At 58.1% G+C, this 17,973-nt stretch carries 18 protein-coding genes; 7 read left to right on the top strand and 11 right to left on the bottom strand.

The window, feature by feature from the left end; translation table 11 throughout:
- Window positions 1–18: 18 nt before the first annotated feature.
- Together ACWGZX_RS23400 and ACWGZX_RS23395 are read right to left on the bottom strand one after the other, a co-directional pair.
- Entirely contained in the window at window positions 19–753 is a 735-nt protein-coding gene (locus ACWGZX_RS23400) for a thioesterase II family protein (RefSeq protein ID WP_452625613.1), read from the bottom strand.
- Between the two features lie 171 nt (window positions 754–924).
- Window positions 925–2,097, bottom strand: coding sequence for an MFS transporter (locus ACWGZX_RS23395; RefSeq protein ID WP_452625612.1), 1,173 nt, complete (start codon window positions 2,095–2,097; stop codon window positions 925–927).
- Between the two features lie 313 nt (window positions 2,098–2,410).
- Between ACWGZX_RS23395 and idi the strand changes: the two genes are divergently transcribed.
- From idi to ACWGZX_RS23380, 3 genes are all read left to right on the top strand, one after another.
- Window positions 2,411–2,995 (top strand): isopentenyl-diphosphate Delta-isomerase, encoded by a 585-nt coding sequence (gene idi / locus ACWGZX_RS23390; RefSeq protein WP_452625611.1) that lies wholly within the window; start codon window positions 2,411–2,413, stop codon window positions 2,993–2,995.
- Window positions 2,996–3,208: 213 nt separating this feature from the next.
- Window positions 3,209–5,035, top strand: coding sequence for a glycoside hydrolase family 15 protein (locus ACWGZX_RS23385; RefSeq protein ID WP_452625610.1), 1,827 nt, complete (start codon window positions 3,209–3,211; stop codon window positions 5,033–5,035).
- 432 nt (window positions 5,036–5,467) lie between these two features.
- Complete coding sequence (locus ACWGZX_RS23380; protein WP_452625609.1) at window positions 5,468–5,857, top strand: hypothetical protein; 390 nt, start codon at window positions 5,468–5,470, stop codon at window positions 5,855–5,857.
- Window positions 5,858–5,867: 10 nt separating this feature from the next.
- On the opposite strand, the gene ACWGZX_RS23375 is transcribed toward ACWGZX_RS23380, so the two are convergent.
- A complete protein-coding gene (locus ACWGZX_RS23375; RefSeq protein WP_452625608.1) occupies window positions 5,868–6,908 on the bottom strand; it encodes an alpha/beta fold hydrolase in 1,041 nt (346 codons plus the stop codon).
- 111 nt (window positions 6,909–7,019) lie between these two features.
- On the opposite strand from ACWGZX_RS23375, the gene ACWGZX_RS23370 reads away from it, so the two are divergent.
- On the top strand, window positions 7,020–7,991 hold the full coding sequence (locus tag ACWGZX_RS23370) for a helix-turn-helix domain-containing protein (RefSeq protein WP_452625607.1): 972 nt from the start codon (window positions 7,020–7,022) through the stop codon (window positions 7,989–7,991).
- Between the two features lie 147 nt (window positions 7,992–8,138).
- On the opposite strand, the gene ACWGZX_RS23365 is transcribed toward ACWGZX_RS23370, so the two are convergent.
- Both ACWGZX_RS23365 and ACWGZX_RS23360 read right to left on the bottom strand, forming a co-directional pair.
- Window positions 8,139–8,600 carry a cupin domain-containing protein gene (locus tag ACWGZX_RS23365; RefSeq protein ID WP_452625606.1) on the bottom strand — a complete coding sequence of 154 codons (462 nt, stop codon included), beginning with the start codon at window positions 8,598–8,600 and terminating at the stop codon, window positions 8,139–8,141.
- 425 nt (window positions 8,601–9,025) lie between these two features.
- Window positions 9,026–10,039: a GlxA family transcriptional regulator gene (locus tag ACWGZX_RS23360; protein ID WP_452625605.1), complete on the bottom strand. Its 1,014-nt coding sequence runs from the start codon at window positions 10,037–10,039 to the stop codon at window positions 9,026–9,028.
- A gap of 90 nt (window positions 10,040–10,129) precedes the next feature.
- Here ACWGZX_RS23360 and inhA point away from each other — a divergent pair, with 90 nt between their 5' ends.
- The gene (inhA, locus tag ACWGZX_RS23355; protein WP_452625604.1) at window positions 10,130–10,807 is read left to right on the top strand and encodes an isonitrile hydratase; all 678 of its coding nucleotides are present in this window, start codon (window positions 10,130–10,132) and stop codon (window positions 10,805–10,807) included.
- A gap of 274 nt (window positions 10,808–11,081) precedes the next feature.
- On the opposite strand, the gene ACWGZX_RS23350 is transcribed toward inhA, so the two are convergent.
- On the bottom strand, window positions 11,082–11,588 hold the full coding sequence (locus ACWGZX_RS23350; protein WP_452625603.1) for an SRPBCC family protein: 507 nt from the start codon (window positions 11,586–11,588) through the stop codon (window positions 11,082–11,084).
- Window positions 11,589–11,819: 231 nt separating this feature from the next.
- Between ACWGZX_RS23350 and ACWGZX_RS23345 the strand changes: the two genes are divergently transcribed.
- Complete coding sequence (locus ACWGZX_RS23345) at window positions 11,820–12,221, top strand: lysozyme inhibitor LprI family protein (protein ID WP_452625602.1); 402 nt, start codon at window positions 11,820–11,822, stop codon at window positions 12,219–12,221.
- A gap of 118 nt (window positions 12,222–12,339) precedes the next feature.
- Here ACWGZX_RS23345 and peaD read toward each other — a convergent pair whose 3' ends face one another.
- The 4 genes from peaD to peaA form a co-directional block, all read right to left on the bottom strand.
- Window positions 12,340–13,458 (bottom strand): quinohemoprotein amine dehydrogenase subunit beta, encoded by a 1,119-nt coding sequence (gene peaD / locus ACWGZX_RS23340; protein WP_452625601.1) that lies wholly within the window; start codon window positions 13,456–13,458, stop codon window positions 12,340–12,342.
- Window positions 13,459–13,481: 23 nt separating this feature from the next.
- Window positions 13,482–13,805: a quinohemoprotein amine dehydrogenase subunit gamma gene (qhpC, locus tag ACWGZX_RS23335; RefSeq protein ID WP_452625600.1), complete on the bottom strand. Its 324-nt coding sequence runs from the start codon at window positions 13,803–13,805 to the stop codon at window positions 13,482–13,484.
- Window position 13,806: 1 nt separating this feature from the next.
- Window positions 13,807–15,237, bottom strand: a complete 1,431-nt coding sequence (gene peaB / locus ACWGZX_RS23330; RefSeq protein ID WP_452625599.1) for a quinohemoprotein amine dehydrogenase maturation protein — start codon at window positions 15,235–15,237, stop codon at window positions 13,807–13,809.
- An 81-nt stretch (window positions 15,238–15,318) separates the two neighbouring features.
- On the bottom strand, window positions 15,319–16,899 hold the full coding sequence (gene peaA / locus ACWGZX_RS23325) for a quinohemoprotein amine dehydrogenase subunit alpha (RefSeq protein ID WP_452625598.1): 1,581 nt from the start codon (window positions 16,897–16,899) through the stop codon (window positions 15,319–15,321).
- A gap of 343 nt (window positions 16,900–17,242) precedes the next feature.
- Between peaA and ACWGZX_RS23320 the strand changes: the two genes are divergently transcribed.
- Entirely contained in the window at window positions 17,243–17,599 is a 357-nt protein-coding gene (locus ACWGZX_RS23320) for a hypothetical protein (RefSeq protein ID WP_452625597.1), read from the top strand.
- Window positions 17,600–17,649: 50 nt separating this feature from the next.
- Here ACWGZX_RS23320 and ACWGZX_RS23315 read toward each other — a convergent pair whose 3' ends face one another.
- On the bottom strand, window positions 17,650–17,904 hold the full coding sequence (locus ACWGZX_RS23315; RefSeq protein ID WP_452625596.1) for a DUF1652 domain-containing protein: 255 nt from the start codon (window positions 17,902–17,904) through the stop codon (window positions 17,650–17,652).
- Window positions 17,905–17,973 lie beyond the last annotated feature (69 nt).

Below are 17,973 nucleotides of genomic sequence, written 5' to 3'. Positions count from 1 at the left end.
CCTACAGGGGGGACGGAGTCAGGCGCTGGCGGTCATGGTGTGGCGGCGATGGTGAATCTCGAGTTGATCCTTGATCACCCGCAGCACCTTGGCCTCGTGCTCATGGATGAAGAAGTGACCACCACTGAGCATGTCCAAGGAAAAGCTGCCGTGGGTTTCCTTGCTCCAGCCGATCAATTGTTCAGTAGTGGCGCGGTCAGCCTTGCCGCCGAGCACGTGCACCGGGCATTTGAGCAAGGGACGCGGCTGCAGCTCGAAGCGCCCGCACAGCAGAAAGTCCGCGCGCAGGACCGGCAGCGTCAGACTCATCAGCTCTTCGTTGGCCAACACCTCTTCGCTGGTGCCGTTGAGCGTGCGCAATTGCTCGATCAATTCGGCATCGGTTTTCGGTTCGGCGAAACCGCGATCATAATCAGCACGCATCGTCGGCGCGGCGGTGCCTGAAGCGAATAGCGCCACCGGCTCCGGGCAACCCATCGAACGCAACGCATGGGCCATTTCACAGGCGAGCAATGCGCCCAGGCTATGGCCGAACAACGCGTACGGCGTCTTGAGCGTGGTGATTTGTTCCTGCGCGAGTTGCAGCGCCAGACGCTGCATGTCGGTGTGCAACAGCTCGCCAAAGCGCGCGCCACGGCCGGGCAGTTCCACCGGTTGCAGCGTGAGCCACTCCGGCAGTTTGCGCCGCCAGCGGCTGTAAACCATGGCACTTGCGCCTGAATAGGGCAGGCACAGCAATGTCAGCTGGGTCACCTGGCTTACCTCGAAAAGTTGTCTACCAAGAGAACGGATGAGCGCCGCGGAGAATTAGGCGAACACATCCCCCCTGTAGGAGTGAGCCTGCTCGCGATAGCGGTATGTCAGTTAACTTGATGGTGACTGAAACACCGCTATCGCGAGCAGGCTCACTCCTACAGGGGGTCTTTATTTCAAATGACGGAAGCTTTGGACGGCGGAAACGAGGACCACCAGGCCTGCAGCTATCGCCAGCCAAAACCCGCTACGAGCCCCGAACCCATCCACCAACCACCCCGAACCGGCCGCGCCAATCGCCACGCCGATGCTCAACCCGGTGACCAGCCAGGTCAGGCCTTCGGTTAGCTTGGCCGGTGGCACGATGCGCTCCACCAAGGCCATGGCGACAATCAAGGTCGGCGCAAAAAACAGCCCGGCAACGAACACCGCCAACGACAATCCAAGAATATTGGTCGCCAGCAGCAACGGCAGCGTCGTCACCGCCGTCGCCACCCCGCCGTATAAGAACAATCGCGGTAACGGCAATTTCGAACGCAATGTCCCGAACGCCAGCCCGGCCATGCATGAACCAATCGCATACACCGACAACACAATACTCGCCGCCGCCGGTTGGCCCTGCTGCTGGGCAAACGCCACACTGACCACATCGACTACACCAACGATGGTACCCATGGCGACCATCAACAGCATCAGCAGCTGAATCTCGCTGGAACGAATGATCGAGCCTTGACGATGTTCTTCATGCGGATGAATCACTGGCTCGGTGTCGCGTTGCAGGACGAACGCTGTCACTCCGATTGCCAGCATCAACAGCGCCGCCAGCGGCCCGGCCTCGGGGAACGCCACCACGCACAACCCCACCGACAACGGCGGCCCGACGATAAAGCACACCTCGTCCAATACCGATTCCAGCGCGTAGGCTGTTTGCAGTTCGGGTTTGCCGCGATAGACCTCGGTCCAGCGCGCCCGGACCATCGCCGACATACTCGGCATGCAACCGGCCAGCGCGGCGAACACAAACAGTGTCCAGTTCGGCGCTTGCAAGCGGGTGCAGAGCAACACCATCAACAACGCCCCGCCACCGATCAGTGCTGACACGGGCAAGATCCGGCGCTGTCCAAAACGGTCCACCAGCCGCGATACCTGTGGCGCGCAAAATGCCGTGGCCAGGGCAAACGTCGCTGCCACGGCACCGGCCAGTCCATAGCCGCCCTGCAGTTGCGAGAGCATGGTGATCAGGCCAATGCCGGTCATGGAAATCGGCATGCGCGCGATCATGCCGGCCAGCACGAAGGCTCGGCTGCCGGGGGCTTTGAACAGGTCGCGGTATGGGTTTGCCATGGGGTCGAGTCTCAGCCAGGGCGTGCAAGTTGCCATAAGACTGCCCCAGGGAAAAGTCCGGATTTGTTGGTTGAATGTGAACGTCGCTACACCCAACGGCAATCGGTGAGAACCTACGATCACCTTGTACAAAACACTTAGGTCGGCACACCCTCTGACACTTTAACGAGACAATGAAATCGGTCTAATAGAAATTTTGCAGGGTGCAAATGCCTTGACTAGATTTCAATTCATACATGCATACGTCTGAATTTCCCTACGTAGTCTGGTCATAAATAAAGGTCCGGTAGCGAAGACACAATGGAGTCTGGCTATGGACGAGTTACTGATTCTGGTCGACCGACACGGTCGCAAAAAAGGCACCGCTGAGAAATTACAGGCCCATCAACAGGGCCTCTTGCACCGCGCCTTCTCAATCTTCATTTTTGATCGCGACGGGCGCCTGTTGCTGCAACAGCGTGCTCTCGGCAAATATCATTCCCAAGGTTTGTGGAGCAATACCTGCTGCGGTCATCCCCGCCCGGGAGAACGGACCGCTGCCGCAGCGAAACGCCGCTTGCTCGAAGAAATGGGCATCACCTGTCAGTTGCGTAAAGTCTTCACCCTTCTCTACCGTGAACCCGTTTCAAACCAGCTCATCGAGTACGAATACGGGCACATTTACGTCGGCGTCAGCGATTGCGACCCCGTCGCCAACCCCGAAGAAGCCAATGACTGGCAATGGCAACCATTGCCCGAGCTTACCGCACGCATTACCGCCGCACCCGAGACCTTCACTATCTGGTTCCGCCGGTTGCTCGATACCTGTGGACCCGCTGGACTAAACACCTGGAAAGACCAAGCGCTAACTGGCCGGCAAGCGGTGCGCATATCGAAAACGAGACCTGGTCATGAATGACAGCCTGCGCCGCCGACCTACGTCTCGATACTCGGATTACACCGTCGAAGCCGCAGAGCACGAGTTATGGCGGTAAACGCGACTGGAAAACAACCGAAGGGCTAGACTTTCATGGTCTGCTCTGAACTCCCACCAGCACCCGCTAGTCATCTGTTGAGGCCCTCATCAAGGCGCATGCCAATCTCCCTTCGACTTATCCGGAGTTTCGCGGCAATGGCTGATCTTCATCCCGAACGACAAAGCGCCATCGACGCCCACGGCATCATCGGCGACATGCGTAGCGCGGCACTGGTCAATGACAAGGGCAGCGTGGACTTTTTCTGCTGGCCGGAATTCGACAGCCCTTCAATTTTCTGTTCGCTGCTGGATGCGCCCGAGGCTGGCATCTTCCAACTCTCCCCGGACTTGCCCGACGCCCGCCGTGAGCAGATTTACCTGCCCGACACCAACGTGCTGCAAACCCGCTGGCTCAGTGAGCGCGCGGTGGTCGAGGTCACCGATCTTTTGCCCATCGGCGACAGTGAGGACGATCTGCCGCTATTGATGCGAAGGGTTCGCGTGGTCAGCGGTGAAGCGACATTTCAAATGCGCTGTGCCGTACGTCATGACTACGCTCGCGCCAAGACTCGCGCGCAGATGGATAAAAAAGACGTGACGTTCGTGGCCGCCGATCAGCCGTCCATGCGCCTGTCGTCGGATCAGATTTTGCGGGTTGATGGCAATGCTGCAGTCGCCGAATTCACCCTCAAACAGGATCAGAGCGCACAATTCCTGCTCGGAGGCCTCGACGACCCGCGCTTCAAGGAGGGAGCCGCCGCCATTTGCCAGGAGCGCACCTTAAAGTTCTGGCGCGACTGGATCGGTCAGTCCAACTATCGCGGTCGCTGGCGGGAAATGGTCAACCGCTCGGCCCTCGCCCTGAAGCTCCTGACCTCGCGTAAACACGGCGCCATTCTCGCCGCCGCCACGTTCGGCCTGCCGGAAACGCCCGGCGGTGAACGCAATTGGGACTATCGCTACACGTGGATCCGCGATGCCTCGTTCACCGTCTACGCGTTCATGCGCCTGGGGTTCGTCCAGGAAGCCAACGATTACATGCGCTGGCTGCGTGGGCGAGTCAGCGACTGCCATGGCAAGTCGATGAAACTCAACATTCTCTACGCCATCGACGGTCGCCAGGAACTGTCGGAAACCGAACTGTCGCACCTGTCCGGCCATGGCGGCGCCACACCGGTGCGCATCGGCAACGGCGCCTATGATCAGGTCCAGCTCGACATCTTCGGTGAGCTTATGGATGCGATCTACCTGGTCAACAAGTATGGCGACGCCATCTCCCATGAAGGTTGGAAACACACCGTGGAAGTGGTCGATCAAGTGTGCGAAACCTGGCAGCAGAAAGACGTGGGCATCTGGGAAATGCGCGGCGAGCAGCACCACTTCCTGCATTCACGGCTGATGTGCTGGGTCGCCCTGGACCGCGCCATTCGCCTCGCCTCCAAACGTTCACTCCCCGCCCCGTTCGCCCGCTGGGACCAGATGCGCCAGGCCATCTACGCCGACATCTGGGAAAACTTCTGGAACGAAGAATGCGGCCATTTCGTCCAGCACATCGGCGGCACCGCCCTCGACGGCTCAATGTTGTTGATGCCGCTGGTGCGCTTCGTCAGCGCCAAGGACCCACGCTGGCTCGCCACCCTCCAAGCCATCGAAAAAACCCTGGTGCGCGACGGCATGGTTTACCGCTATCGCAACGACGACGCCCGGATTGATGGCCTCGACGGCACCGAAGGCGCCTTCGCCGCGTGTTCGTTCTGGTACGTCGAATGCCTGGCCCGGGCCGGTCAGGTGGAAAAGGCTCATCTGGAGTTTGAACAATTGCTGAGGTATGCCAACCCGCTGGGCTTGTATGCCGAAGAGCTGGACAGTCATGCGCGGCATCTTGGGAACACCCCGCAAGCGCTGACGCATCTGGCGTTGATCAGCGCGGCGTGTTTTCTGGATCGGAAATTGAGTGGGGAGAAGAGTTTCTGGCAGCCGTGAGACCGTGGCGCCCCCTTCGTCGGAACGCCGCCCGGAGCAAGCCCGCTCCCACAGGAGTCTGCAATAGCTCGGCAAACGGTGGTCCATTGTGGGAGCGAGCCTGCTCGCGAAGAGGCCATCAGCCACAACACCATGCGCCGACAGAGCCTGTCGGAAATTTCCCGTTTTGCGCTGCCGCTTGTAGGACCGAGGCTTGCCCGTGAAGCACTTAAACACACCCACCGGAACATAACAGCCCCGCACTGGCGAGACTTGGCGGGCGCTACTGCCCTGAAACCTACAAAAGCCAAACAACCATTCCCCCTTCACCCCAACACGGCACATTCCTACGCCCTGAAATACCTTGTTGCCAGTCGTTACATCCCCCCCTAACATCCAACGTCAACGGGTACAGCGGAGCTGTCCAATAAAACCCGAATTCAAGGAACCAGAATGAACCAGCACATCCACCGCAGCATCGACTCCCCCTTCAGGTCAGGCCTGAACCGCGAGGAATTATGGGAAGGCCCGGACAAAGGCTTGATCAAATGCTGGGAAATCGGCCGCCAACGCGCCACCCGCTTTCCCGAACTCGCCAAACGAAGCCTTGCCGGGGAACTGCCGGTGCTCGGTTGGAAGGGTGGTGTCAGTCGCAGCCTGAAAAAACTCGAAAAGTACGGATCGCTCAAATACCTGGCGCAGTGGCAAGGTTTGCGCGGGGAGGATCTGGATATTGATTTGAGTGCAGAGCGGGCGTTGGCCTGTTCCCGAACCGGCATGGTGGTGACCTTTACGCCGGATCGGTCGAAGTACTTTAATCAGGTGGCGGAAGTGGAAGCGTAAGCAATAGCACTCATGGTCGATTTACTCCGGCAAGGGCCTGATCAAGAAACCTTTTGATCAGCCCACTCATTTTGATCGGCTGTTCATTGAGTGCAAAGTGCCCGGCATCGAGCATGTGCAACTCGGCATCGGGACGGTCGTTCTTTATGGATTTGGCGCCGTTCTCTGAAAATATAAGATCGTGGATGCCCCAAAGCACCAGTAAAGGCAACTTGGAATCCTTCAAATACGCTTGCCATCGCGGGTACTCGCGGACGTTATTCTGGTAGTCATACGCGAGTTCCAGCTGTACTGCCGCAACCCCCGGCTTTTGCAGAAAAGCGATCTCGTCGGACCATAGGTCAGGATTGAAAGACTCCCGGTTTTTGCGTGCCCCCACATACCGCGCCACACCGGATGAAGGCGCCGGCATAGCATTGAGGATCTTCTGCTCATAAGCAGCACGGTCCTGCCAGAACGCACGACGCAGCTTCCATAAATCACTCAGCCCCGCCTCATGGATCACTGCGTTCTGTACGATCAGTGCCTGTACTCGTTGGGGGTGAGCAAGTGCAAGGTGGAATCCAACCGGACCACCATAGTCTTGCATGTAAAGGCTATACCGATTGAGCGCCAACACCTCGGTAAATGCGGCCATTGTCTTGGCCAGATGCTCAAACGTGTACTTGTAAAGGTGGCGATCAGGCATCTGCGAATGACCGAACCCTGGATAGTCCGGCGCGATACATCGGTAAGACTTGGCCAACAGTGGCAGCAACGGATCGAACATGCGTGAAGATGATGGGTATCCATGCAGCAAGAGCAGGATCGGTGCATCCTTGGGGCCTGCTTCACGATAGAAAATTTCCACCCCATTCACCTGGACTGTTCGATAGCGAACACTCTGATCGCTCTCGCTGAACGGGTCCGCACGCGGGGGTTGTCCCTCTCCATTGACGCCGGTTGACCGATTGATTGCCAGTGCGATGGCTGGAGCCGACGCGGCGACCACGCCCGCCATGGCCAATCCAGACAACACGCTACGTCTACCCAGGCTGTAATTTCTGCTCATGAAAACGCTCTTATTGAGGGAACGCTTCCATTGTCTGCTTCTGAAGCAGTTCGGGAGAGCTACAAACTTGCCAGGTTTAGATAGGTTCTTGCCAAACACTTAGAGGTTGACATGCACGCACTGAAGATCGCCGTTGTCGCCTTCGATGGAATCAGTCCGTATCACCTGTCCTTACCTTGTTTGGTGTTCGGCAATCATCGCGCGGACCTGGGTGTGCCCCCCTACGAGTTCATGGTCTGTTCAGCCGAGGACGGCAAACTACGCACCAGTGTTGGCTTTACCATTGAAACGGTGCACAACCTTAGTGTGCTGTCATCGGCGGACATTGTGATCGTGCCGTCGTGGCGCAATCCGCACGAGCCTGCGCCAATATCCTTGATAGAAGCACTGCGAGCCGCGCACGCGCGTGGCGCGCAGGTGGTCGGCCTGTGCCTCGGTGTTTTCGTGGTTGCGCAGACAGGCTTGCTGGATGGTCGTCGAGCGACAACTCATTGGTTGTGGACAAGGCTGTTCACCGAGCGTTTCTCCAACGTGCGGCTTGAAGTCGATAAGTTATATATAGACGAAGGCGATGTTTTGACGTCGGCGGGTAATGCCGCCGGAATGGATTGTTGCTTGCACCTGTTCCGCAAGCATCATGGAGCAGATGTTGCCAACCGTCTCGCGCGACGCCTGGTCGTACAACCGCATCGCCCGGGCGGACAAGCGCAATTTATCGAGCGCCCGATGCAACACGACGGAGCAGGTGATCGCCTGTCAATCACCCTGGCTTGGGTGCGAGCCAATCTAAATACACCGCACACCATTCGCTCGCTCGCTGACCATGCTCGACTTGGCGAACGAACGTTTTCGCGTCGTTTCCAACAACTTACCGGTACATCGGTAAAACGATGGCTGACCGAAGAACGGTTGCTGCTCGCGCAATGCCTGCTCGAGTCGAGTAACAAACCTATCAACGATATCGCGCACGCCGTGGGCTTTACCGATAGCCTTTCAATGCGTCAACAATTTGCAGCAAAACTGCATACCACTCCTTCGATGTATCGGAAGGTATTCCGCATGAGTGAGGGCAATCGGGTCTGAATGCAGTGGTCAACTAACCCCGGACGCGACGTTAAGTTTTTTCTCGGCCTGAGTTGGCGCTAGCCCACCGCTAAACCGATGGAGCTGAATCCAGTTGTACCAAGGCGTCAAAAAATGACGTTTTGTTACAGCCTGCACAAGTTTCGATTAGTCAGGCTCGGACTTTACCGTTAGTGGAACGGTCGGGGTTCCCGCATAGAACACAATCAGCTCAACCGGTTCATCCCCACTCTCACCGCGATGAAAGGCGCCGACTATCTCAGGCAATACGTCTCCAGGACCGATGACCAATGTCTTTGCGTTGTCCTTGCGGATGACCGTCAGGTGACCGGAAAGAACATAGGCGACATTGACTACCGGATGGGTGTGCCACGGAAGCGAACTATGTGCCGGGATCTTATAGCGCAGGACCGATACTTCCGGCTGGCCTTCTGGATACTTGCGATATTGAACGCCGTCCCACGACTGCGTTGTTTTCAGAAGCTGCGTTACCTCGACTTGAGGCTCGGCCGCCACAGCCGTCGAGGCATGCATAGCGCCAGCAAGCAAGGACAACGAAGCCATGAGAACAGTTGCAAAGCGTGTTTTGACAGGCGGATGGCTGGACATCAAATGTTCCCTTAGTTGGACAATAAGGCAGCTATGGGGCAGTTTAGTGGCGAACAATGTCAGTGACTTTTTTGACAAGTCTTATGATTAAGCTCTACGGCTTTCCATTTCACACCAATAGCCAGGCCAGTCTCTGCGCGCCCCTCTTTCAATGCCCGACAATACCAGACTCTTATCGGACAAACGGTAGCCGGCAAGCTGAATAAGTGTTTAGATGTTTCGACGAACGATCAGCATTACTGTTTTTCTTTCTTTGTGAGCACCAGATACAACATGCATTAATGCTGTAAAGAGTTTTCTCACGAAACATATATTTACACACACTGAAAGACCGTAGCTTTCAAAAAACGCCCCAGGCGTAGTGCAATAGTGCGAATTGCAATATCCCGATCCGCAATTCCCCCTCGCCGCGAAGGGCTATCGCGTCAAGCGCCCCCGACAGTTTCCCTATGCGGTGCCAGCGCTACTGAATCGACTGCAACACTGACGGAAAACCGCTCGCGATAAGCCTGCGGTGTTACCCCCATAGCCCGCAGAAAACTGCGCCGCAGCGTCTCTTCACTGCCAAACCCGCATTGCACCGCCACCTTCTTAATCGGCACGCCGGTATCGCTGAGCAACCGTCGCGCCGTTTCGACCCGGATCAATTCGATGGCTCGCGCCGGGGTTTGCCCGGTATCGGCGCGGTAGTGGCGCACGAAGCTGCGTTCGCTCATGCCCGCCTGCAAGGCCAGGGTGGGGATGCCGAGGTCCTTGGTCAGATTTTCACTGATCCAGGCATGAAGTTCGTCGAAACGCTCGCCTTCCTTCTGCAAGGACAAGGTCACGCTGAACTGAGACTGGCCGCCCGGACGCTTGAGGAATACCACTAGTTGTTGGGCGACCTCCAGGGCCATGTTGCGGCCGAGGTCTTCTTCGACCATGGCCAAGGCGAGGTCGATACCTGCCGTGACACCGGCCGAGGTCCAGACCGGCCCGTCGTTGATGAAGATCGGATTAGGTTCGACGTGAAGGCGCGGATGCTTCTGCGCCAACTGCTCGCAACGCGTCCAGTGTGTCACCACTCGACGGCCATCGAGCCAGCCACTGGCCGCCAGCAAAAACGCCCCGGTACATACCGACGAGACACGCCGGCAAGCCGCTGCATGTTCACGCACCCATGCCACCAGCGTCTGATCTTCTGCGGCCACATAAACGCCCCAGCCACCGGCAATGACCAGCGTGTCACTACCCTCCTCGGGCAACGCTTCAGCCAACAGCGCCAAGCCCGCCGACGACATCACCGCCCCGCCACCGCTGGCAATCACCGAAGGCGCATAAGGCGGCGGCAGCCCTTTCTGGCGGGCAATATCGTTGGCCGAAGCGAACACCTGCAAGGGCCCGGTGACGTCGAGCAGTTGCACATTGGCAAACGCGAGCACGTGAATGGTTTTCGGCATGATTGGCGTAATTCGTGGGGTGATTGGCGAGTACGCCAAATCCTACGAGCCTACAGTGAAGACGTCCACCCACTTCAGGAGAAATAAGCCATGACGTTGCAGATCGGTTTTCTGTTGTTTCCTCAGGTTCAGCAACTCGACCTGACAGGCCCTTACGACGTATTGGCCTCATTGCCGGACGTAAAGGTGCACTTGATCTGGAAAGACCTGGTGCCCGTCACCGCGAGCACCGGGCTAATGCTGAAACCGACCATGACGTTCGACGATTGCCCGGCGCTGGATGTGATCTGCGTTCCCGGCGGAGGTGGCGTCGGGCCATTGATGGAGGATGAACAAACACTGGCATTCATCAAGGCTCAAGCCACCAACGCGCGGTATGTCACCTCGGTGTGCACCGGTGCGCTGGTGCTCGGCGCCGCGGGGTTGCTCAAGGGCAAACGGGCGACGACCCACTGGGCCTATCACGAGTTGCTCAAGCCGCTGGGTGCGATCCCGGTCAAGGACCGGGTGGTGCGCGATGGCAATCTGCTGACCGGTGGCGGGATTACCGCTGGGATCGATTTTGCCCTGACCCTGGCGGCTGAACTGTTCGACAAAGACACGGCGCAACTGGTGCAGTTGCAACTGGAATATGCCCCGGCACCGCCATTCCAGTCGGGCAGCCCTGAAACAGCGCCGCAAAGTGTTCTGGCCAAAGCGCATCGCCGTGCAGCTGCCTCGCTTGAGCAACGGACGCAAATCACCGAACGGGCGGCGGCCAGACTCTAAGCACCGCCAGACTTTTCGATAGGCGAAAAAAAACCCGCCGAAGCGGGTTTTTCCCAAGACCATTGTCGACTCCCTGTCGGTAGCCAATCCTTGCTGATGGTCGATCATCCGTGATCCTGAAGCGCTTCCTGTGCTTCAGTTGATGGGGCTAGATTACGTGTCGGATCCAATCTGCAACAGACGACATAGCTACCACCGCGTGTAAGACATTCGCTATAACCGCCCTTCCGAAAACCCTTAGACGCCTAAGGCATCTCGCCTACAAGCCGCGCGTTTAGCGACCTGCGCCTCCACCACCCTCACGCTCGAGGGCTTTTTTGGCGCTTTCAATCAGATACTGTTCTATGTTGTTCATCTGCTCTTCCCAACCACGGCTGTCCATGCGAAACGCTTTTTCGCGACGCGCCTGGGGAACGTGGTCGAAACCGGATTCAGACACCTTGAGCAGCGTGCCGTCATCCATGTCTTCGAGCTCGAATTTCACCAGTGTGGTCGGCTCCTGGGAGTAGTCGAGTTCCGGGTTGACGGCATAAGGGTGCCAGCGAAATGAAAACAATCGCTCCGGCTCGACCCGCTCGACCAGGACATTCCACAGCAAATGCTCGTAACCGGGGTACGTGACCTGCCCCTGAGTCCACTCACCGGCGACAAAACGCTTGCCTTCCAGCGCAACGCCAAACCATTGCCCGAACACTTCGGCATTGGCCACCGCGCGCCAGACATGCAAACGCTTCGCTTTGAGCAGGATCTTCCTTTCGATGCGATCTGATGCTGGATTCATATGTCACCTCCTGTAATGAACAGTAGGTCAGTAAGACCACAAGACCAACCCTAAAATGTCCCAATCGCTTGCCGCGATCAACCATGTCCGCAATATTCGGCCGCATTTGCACGCATAAGTTCGGGTTTGCAAACGAGACAGTTGGCTGTCAGTGCACCTTCGGCAGGTCTTCCTCAGTCGGCAATTGGCTACACTGCTCCCCAATTCCCCTTGTCACAGCGAGTTTCCTCCATGTACTCACGCTTTTTCCTGGCGCTGGCGCCTGTGATGTTTACCTCAATGGTTGTCGCCGCGGACTGTGAAAACGCCAGCGACCAAGCCACGATGAACCAGTGCGCGGCGCAGCAGCATGCGGCGGCCGATAAGGAATTGAATGCGTTGTATCAGCAAATCACCACGCGCCTGAAAGGCGAGCCCGACCGCAAGAAATTGTTGGTGGGGGCGCAGCGGGCGTGGGTCGCATTCCGGGATGCCGAGTGCACGTTTTCGGCGTCGGGGGTGGATGGGGGCAGTTTGTATCCGTTGGTCTACAGCAACTGCACCACGGACTTGACCAAGGCGCGTGTTCAGACGTTCAAGAATTATCTGAAGTGCCAGGAGGGGGATGTGGGTTGTCCGGTGCCTGGGGTTTGATGATTGTGTGATCTTGAGGGCCTCATCGCGAGCAGGCTCGCTCCCACATTGGTCCTGCGTTCACAGTTCCAGTGTGGGAGCGAGCCTGCTCGCGATGGCGGCCTGTCAGGCGCTGCAATTACCGCACAAACACCTGCGCTGTGGTAATCGCCATATCCCCGCCCGGTAACTTTATGCTGCCGATCTGCTTCAGGCTGTCGGCATCAAAAATCGCCACATCGTTAAACGTCCCGGCCAGGTAGATCTTGCTGCCGTCCTTGTTGAAGGAAATGCAGTAGTAGGAATGATCCAGCGTCGCCGACTGGAGCATTTTCTTCTCCTTGATGTCGTACTTGGCCAACCGGTTCAGCACCCCGAACATCAGGTTCGGGTCCTTCGGCGAGCGCATGCCGCTGAAGTAGATTTCCGTCAGGGGGCCGAAGTCGGTGGCTTCGGTCTTGCCGGTTTTCAGGTCGATGCTGAACAGCCCGTAAAGGTACTCGGCGGTGGCGGGGTCCTGCTTCTTGTCCTTGAATTTCGCCGCGGTGTAGAGCAGCGAGAAGTCATGGCGATAGGTCTGCTGGTTCCACACGTAGAGCACGTCCGGCGCGCTGTAGTTCGGGCGTTTCCAGTGACGGCTGGGGATCAGCACGTCGAACTTGCCGGTTTTCACATTGACCTTGTAGACATCTGCCCCGGCCACGTACAGCGTGCCGTCATCGCCACTTTGCATGATGGTCAACTGCCGAGGTGCCGGGAAGCTGCGCACCGGTTTGGCGTCCATGCCAGCGTCGGTGGCATAGACATCGAGCCGCGGTTGCTGCACTTCGTAGCGGTCATTGAGCATCAGTGTCGGGTTGGCGATGGTGAACAGTTCCTTGCCGTCGTGGCTGAGGGTGAAGGCGAACATCGACTTCGCTTTCTCCCCCGGTTTCTGGGTAATGCTGGCGTGGAACACCTGTTTGCAGTTGTCCAGCTCGACGCCGTAGACATCCGCATAGTGGTTGTTCAACACATAGGCGGTCTTGTGATCCGGCGACAGCTGCACGGTGCCGGGGCCGAAGGCGTCGGGCATCTTGCAGGTTTTGAACAGGGTGTCCGTCGCCAGGTCGATCACGTGCAGGTTGTTCGGGTAATTGGTGGTCACCATGTACTCGTGACCGTCTTGCAGTGCTGTATTTTCATCGGCCAGAACGTTGAACGAACAGGCGCTCAGGACGGCGAACGCGGCCAGGCCGCAGGCATTAGTGCGAAGCATACTGGAATCCTTCTTATGTCCGATTACTTGTCTTTTGGAAAGACAGTCCCGAGGTTGCGCCAGTTTTCGTTGGACGCCTGTGCATCCTTGTTCCAGTCCGGGTAGGTGCTCATCATGTCGGGCACCTGGGCCGGCCACCAGCACGGGTCGGAGCAGCCATATAGGTCGGCTTCCATTGGCTGGCACAGCGACGACACCCCGCCAAATGCATCGATTTCCCAACCTGGGTCGGTGGTCGAGGCGCAGCCCGCAACGGAGCTCATCGCCACCACTTCTTCGATACGGTTATCGGCCGCGGCCTCATCCAGTTTCAGCGCTTTATTATTGATTGCCTTGAGATGTTTCATATCAGTGAGCCTTGCGCGGAGTGATGTAGCTGCTGATAAACGCAGGGTTATGGGCCATGATCCGGGTATAGACCTCGATGCCGAAGTCGACCCAGTCACGCATCAGTTCGCAGTAGTGATAGGTCGGGTGGGTCGGGTCGCCGTACCGGGCGTAGCTCTCGTGGTAGCAACCACCGGAGCACAGGTTGCGGATCTGGCAGTCCTCGCAACCGGTGTTGGTGCGGTCGAGGCGCTGGGACAGGAAGTCGTTCAACTCCACCTGTTTGACGCCACTGTGCACGTTGCCGAAGGTCGGCAGTGATGAACCGGTGAAGCGATGGCACAGGTTCAGCTCGCCCTTGTGATCCACCGCCAGCATCTTCAGGCCCGCGCCGCACGGCAGGGCTTTTTTGTGGCCTTCGTGGATGTCGGTGATCAACTGGTGCAGGTTGGAAAAACCGATATTGCGGTGTTCCAGCGCCGCTTCCAGATAACGCCGACCAAGCTTCTTCATGTTGGCGAAGACTTCGACCAGTTCGTCGCTGCTCAGGTTGAAGCTGCTGATGTCGCCGGAGGTCACCGGGGCAAACCCGACTTCGGCAAAACCGAGTTCGTTGAACAGGTGATCCCAGATGGTTTCGACATCGGTGACGCCAGTGGTCAAAGTCACCCGCGCGCCAACTGGTCGGCTGTTGTAGCGCGACAGCAGCATCTCGGCCTTGCGCCGCACCACGTCATACGTGCCCTGCCCGCCCACGGTGATGCGGTTGCGGTCGTGCACGGTTTTCGGCCCGTCAATACTCACCGAAAGCCCAAAGCGGTGGGCGTTGAGGTAGTCCACGGTCTCTTCGGTGAGCAGCGTGGCGTTGGTGGTCATGACGAACTCGACGAACTTGCCGGCCTCGGCAAACCGCTTTTCACAATAGTCGACCATGTACTCGATCAGCTTGCGGTTGCTCAGCGGCTCTCCACCAAAAAACACAACCGTAAAACGCTCCTCATCCGGCGATTCGCGCAGCAGCATTTCCACCGACGCGACAGCCGTTTCAACGTCCATTTTCTTACCGGCCGACGGTTTGTCGAGGTCTTCCTTGTAGCAGTAGGTGCAGCTCAGATTGCAGCCGGTGTTGACGTTGAGCACCACGGTATTGATCGCCGTGCGTTCGACCCGTTTGGTGCCGATGTCCGGGGTCAGCGGCGAGCCGTCGCTGACCAGTTCCAGGGACATCAACTCACGCAAGGTCTCGGTGATTTCCTCGCCGTTGAAGCGTGAAGACAAGCGCTGGATCAAGTCGTCCGACGAACAGCCGGGACCGCGCAAGGTATCGATGATGGTGCCCGTGAGCTCATCACTGGCGAACAGCGAACTGCTGGGGATGTGAAACAGCATGCGGTCGGCGTCGACATGCACTTCGTGCAGGTTCCGTTCAACCAGATTCAAAATAGCGCCCATTGCAACCTCCTGTGCAAACCCAGTCTGACGGGGCCTGCGGTCATTCCGAAAAAGTGTCTGAAGCCGTATGGATCAGCCAACTCATGGAATGGGTGGATTGTTCCAGCGTTGCACGGTGACGATCATGTGGCCTTCGCCGGTCAGGGATTTCCCTGCATCGTCGACGGCGGCGATCACCTTGAGGTTGCCGGCATTGTTGGTGGACATTTTGCGTTGCGGGTTCGGCCCGGCATCGCCAGGGGTGAACACGCCGGTGTCAGCCTGCATGGTGCCGGCGAACTTGACGTCTTCGTCTTCCTTGGCGCGGTCATCGAAGGCTTCGACCTTCCACTGTGCCGGGAACACACCGATGCGATACGGCTTGCCGTCGGCGCCCTTGCCCCAGGCTTCGGCGTCGAAACGGCCCTGGACTTTCGGCGTTGAACCACCGCCCTCGCCAATCCGCGCCACCGAGAACTCCGGCACGACTTTGACTTCGGCGATTGAGCTGTAGACCGACAGGTTCGGACCTTTCAGCGAGCCGACAGAGACGTTGCGCAGACCCGGTTGGGCATTGGCGGCGGCCTTGAGTTTGACCCTCATGCGTTCGGGGCTTTGCTCGACGATTTCGACCACTTCCACGCCTTTGCCGAAGTCCGGTTTGCCAGTGAGGCCGCTGCCAATCAGGGTGACTTCCGTTTCGCTACCGGCCTTCAGATAACCTGGCTGCACCGCCAGCAGACGGTTGGAACCCTGCTTGGCGGCAACGAAGTCCAGTCCGCGCTCATCATGCTCGGCCTCGAACATCCTGCCCTGCATCGCATTGCCTTGAACGGCGAACACCTGGCGCATGGTCACGCCGTCAATGGTCACGTTGCCGCGCCATTCATAACCGGTATACAGAATTGCGCTGCCATCGCCGTTGAACGGAGTGCCGTCGGCGTACTGGCCTTTGACGCTGACCTTGAAGGTGTCGCTACCATCGGCGCTGACGGTCATCACACCGGCCAATTCGCCCTTGCCCGGCAAGTGGCCGCTGAAGCTCCAGTCCCCCACCAGTGCAGCGGATTTCGGCGCGACGCTCTGCCATTTTTTCCAGGCTGGGTTGTCCAGCGGATAACGCTTGGCCAGCAGCGGCACCATGTCTTTGCGAGCGATGTCGAACCAGTCGCGGTCCCGGGCCAGGGCCTGGTATTCGAGGGACGGCCATTGGCCGAGGTGGAAGTTCACCAGACGCTCCCATTCCTGGGCCGGACGCCGTTGCAGAGCGACCCGCGCACCGGAGTGGCAGCGGCCACACATCTGGCTGGTCTGGTCGTCGAACTTCTCGACAGTATTGAGCCGGCGTTCCAGCGCATACCGCACGCCATCGGTCTCGCTCGGCGCCAGCCCCTGGGTGTCCGCCAGGTACTTGACCAAGGTGCGACGGTCGTCATCGCTAATCTGCAAACCGTGCATGGTCTGCATTCGGGCGATGGTCATCAGCCAGCCTTCCGGGGTCTTGCGCTGGTGACTGATGCGACTGAGGCCGTTATCGGCTTCGGGGGTGTGACAACCCTGACACGTTTCCTTGAGGATGGTCTGGGCGTCGCGGGCTGCCAGGCTATAAGGCGAATGCAGCGCCGCACAGGCGGCCACGGCCAGCAGGCTGGCGCTCAGGCCTGATCGGAGTTTTCTCTTCATCAACGTCGAACCTCGCACGGTGCGTTCTTATTGTTGTGGCTTATCGTTTTTATGGTTTCTACCGCCGGCGACGAACCGCTGACAGAGGCAAGAGAAACGTCTGCGATGAGCAATACACGGAGCGTGCCAGCTTGCCGATATCCTTTTTTATCAATCAGTTGCGTGAAAATAATAGCGCTCGAACCGCTTTCGACGAGATCGCCTGCGTCTAATATCGCGACAGTTGTTGCAGTTTGAGACAAGCATAGATGCCCAGTTGGAACAGCTCATCGCCCGACGATTGACGGCACGGGGATGCGAGCGCGAAATGGTTGTTCACCGATTGCCAGCAAGGGGATAAAAAATGGCAAGCATCACTGTCTTGGCGGGGGACTTTCTGCAGGGTGATGGAGAGTACAGGGACGGCGTTTTCACCCTCAGGACGCCGCTTCACCCATGGCCCGGCCTCAGTCTCCCGCTCTCATCATTCAAGCGTGTGGAAGTCGCCAACGAGGAGTCGATCAACAACATCAAGGATGCCATCGGGTTCGGCGTGGCGGGCGCCATGCTGCTGGGCCCCATCGGCGCGATTGCCGGGTTCATGTTGGCCGGCAAAGAGACGGAAGTGACCTTTCTGGCCACGCTCAAGGATGACAGGACGTTATTGGCGGCCGTCGATAGCAGCACGTTCGAGGAGATTGCCCGAAGAATCCCTTCATGATCACATCAGCAAGGGCCGCACCACACACCGGTGGTGCGGCTGACGCAGGTTCAACTCAAGAACGTTGGAGGGGCGCCTTTGTGTGCGTTGATCTCTTGCTGCATCTGCGTCACCAGCGTCGTAATTGCATGGGCCGTGTCCAGTTCCCAGACGGGAACGTTGGTCGCCACCAGGTCCACTTTGCCGGTCATGCAATCGCAGACCCGAATGGTCATTGACTGATCCGGGGCCATGCTGCAGGTGCATATCGAGGGCAGAAAACTCTGCTCAATGATGCTTTGAATCTCCAGGGTTGAAAGGTTCATCACAACCTCCCTTGCGCGAGATGTGTGGCCGGGCAATGTTCCATCATTTCACCCACCGAGCCAAAAAAT

This window comes from Pseudomonas sp. CLCA07, assembly GCF_053615335.1.
The sequence above is the reverse complement of the archived record's forward strand: the minus strand, read 5'-3'. Positions and strand labels throughout refer to the sequence as shown.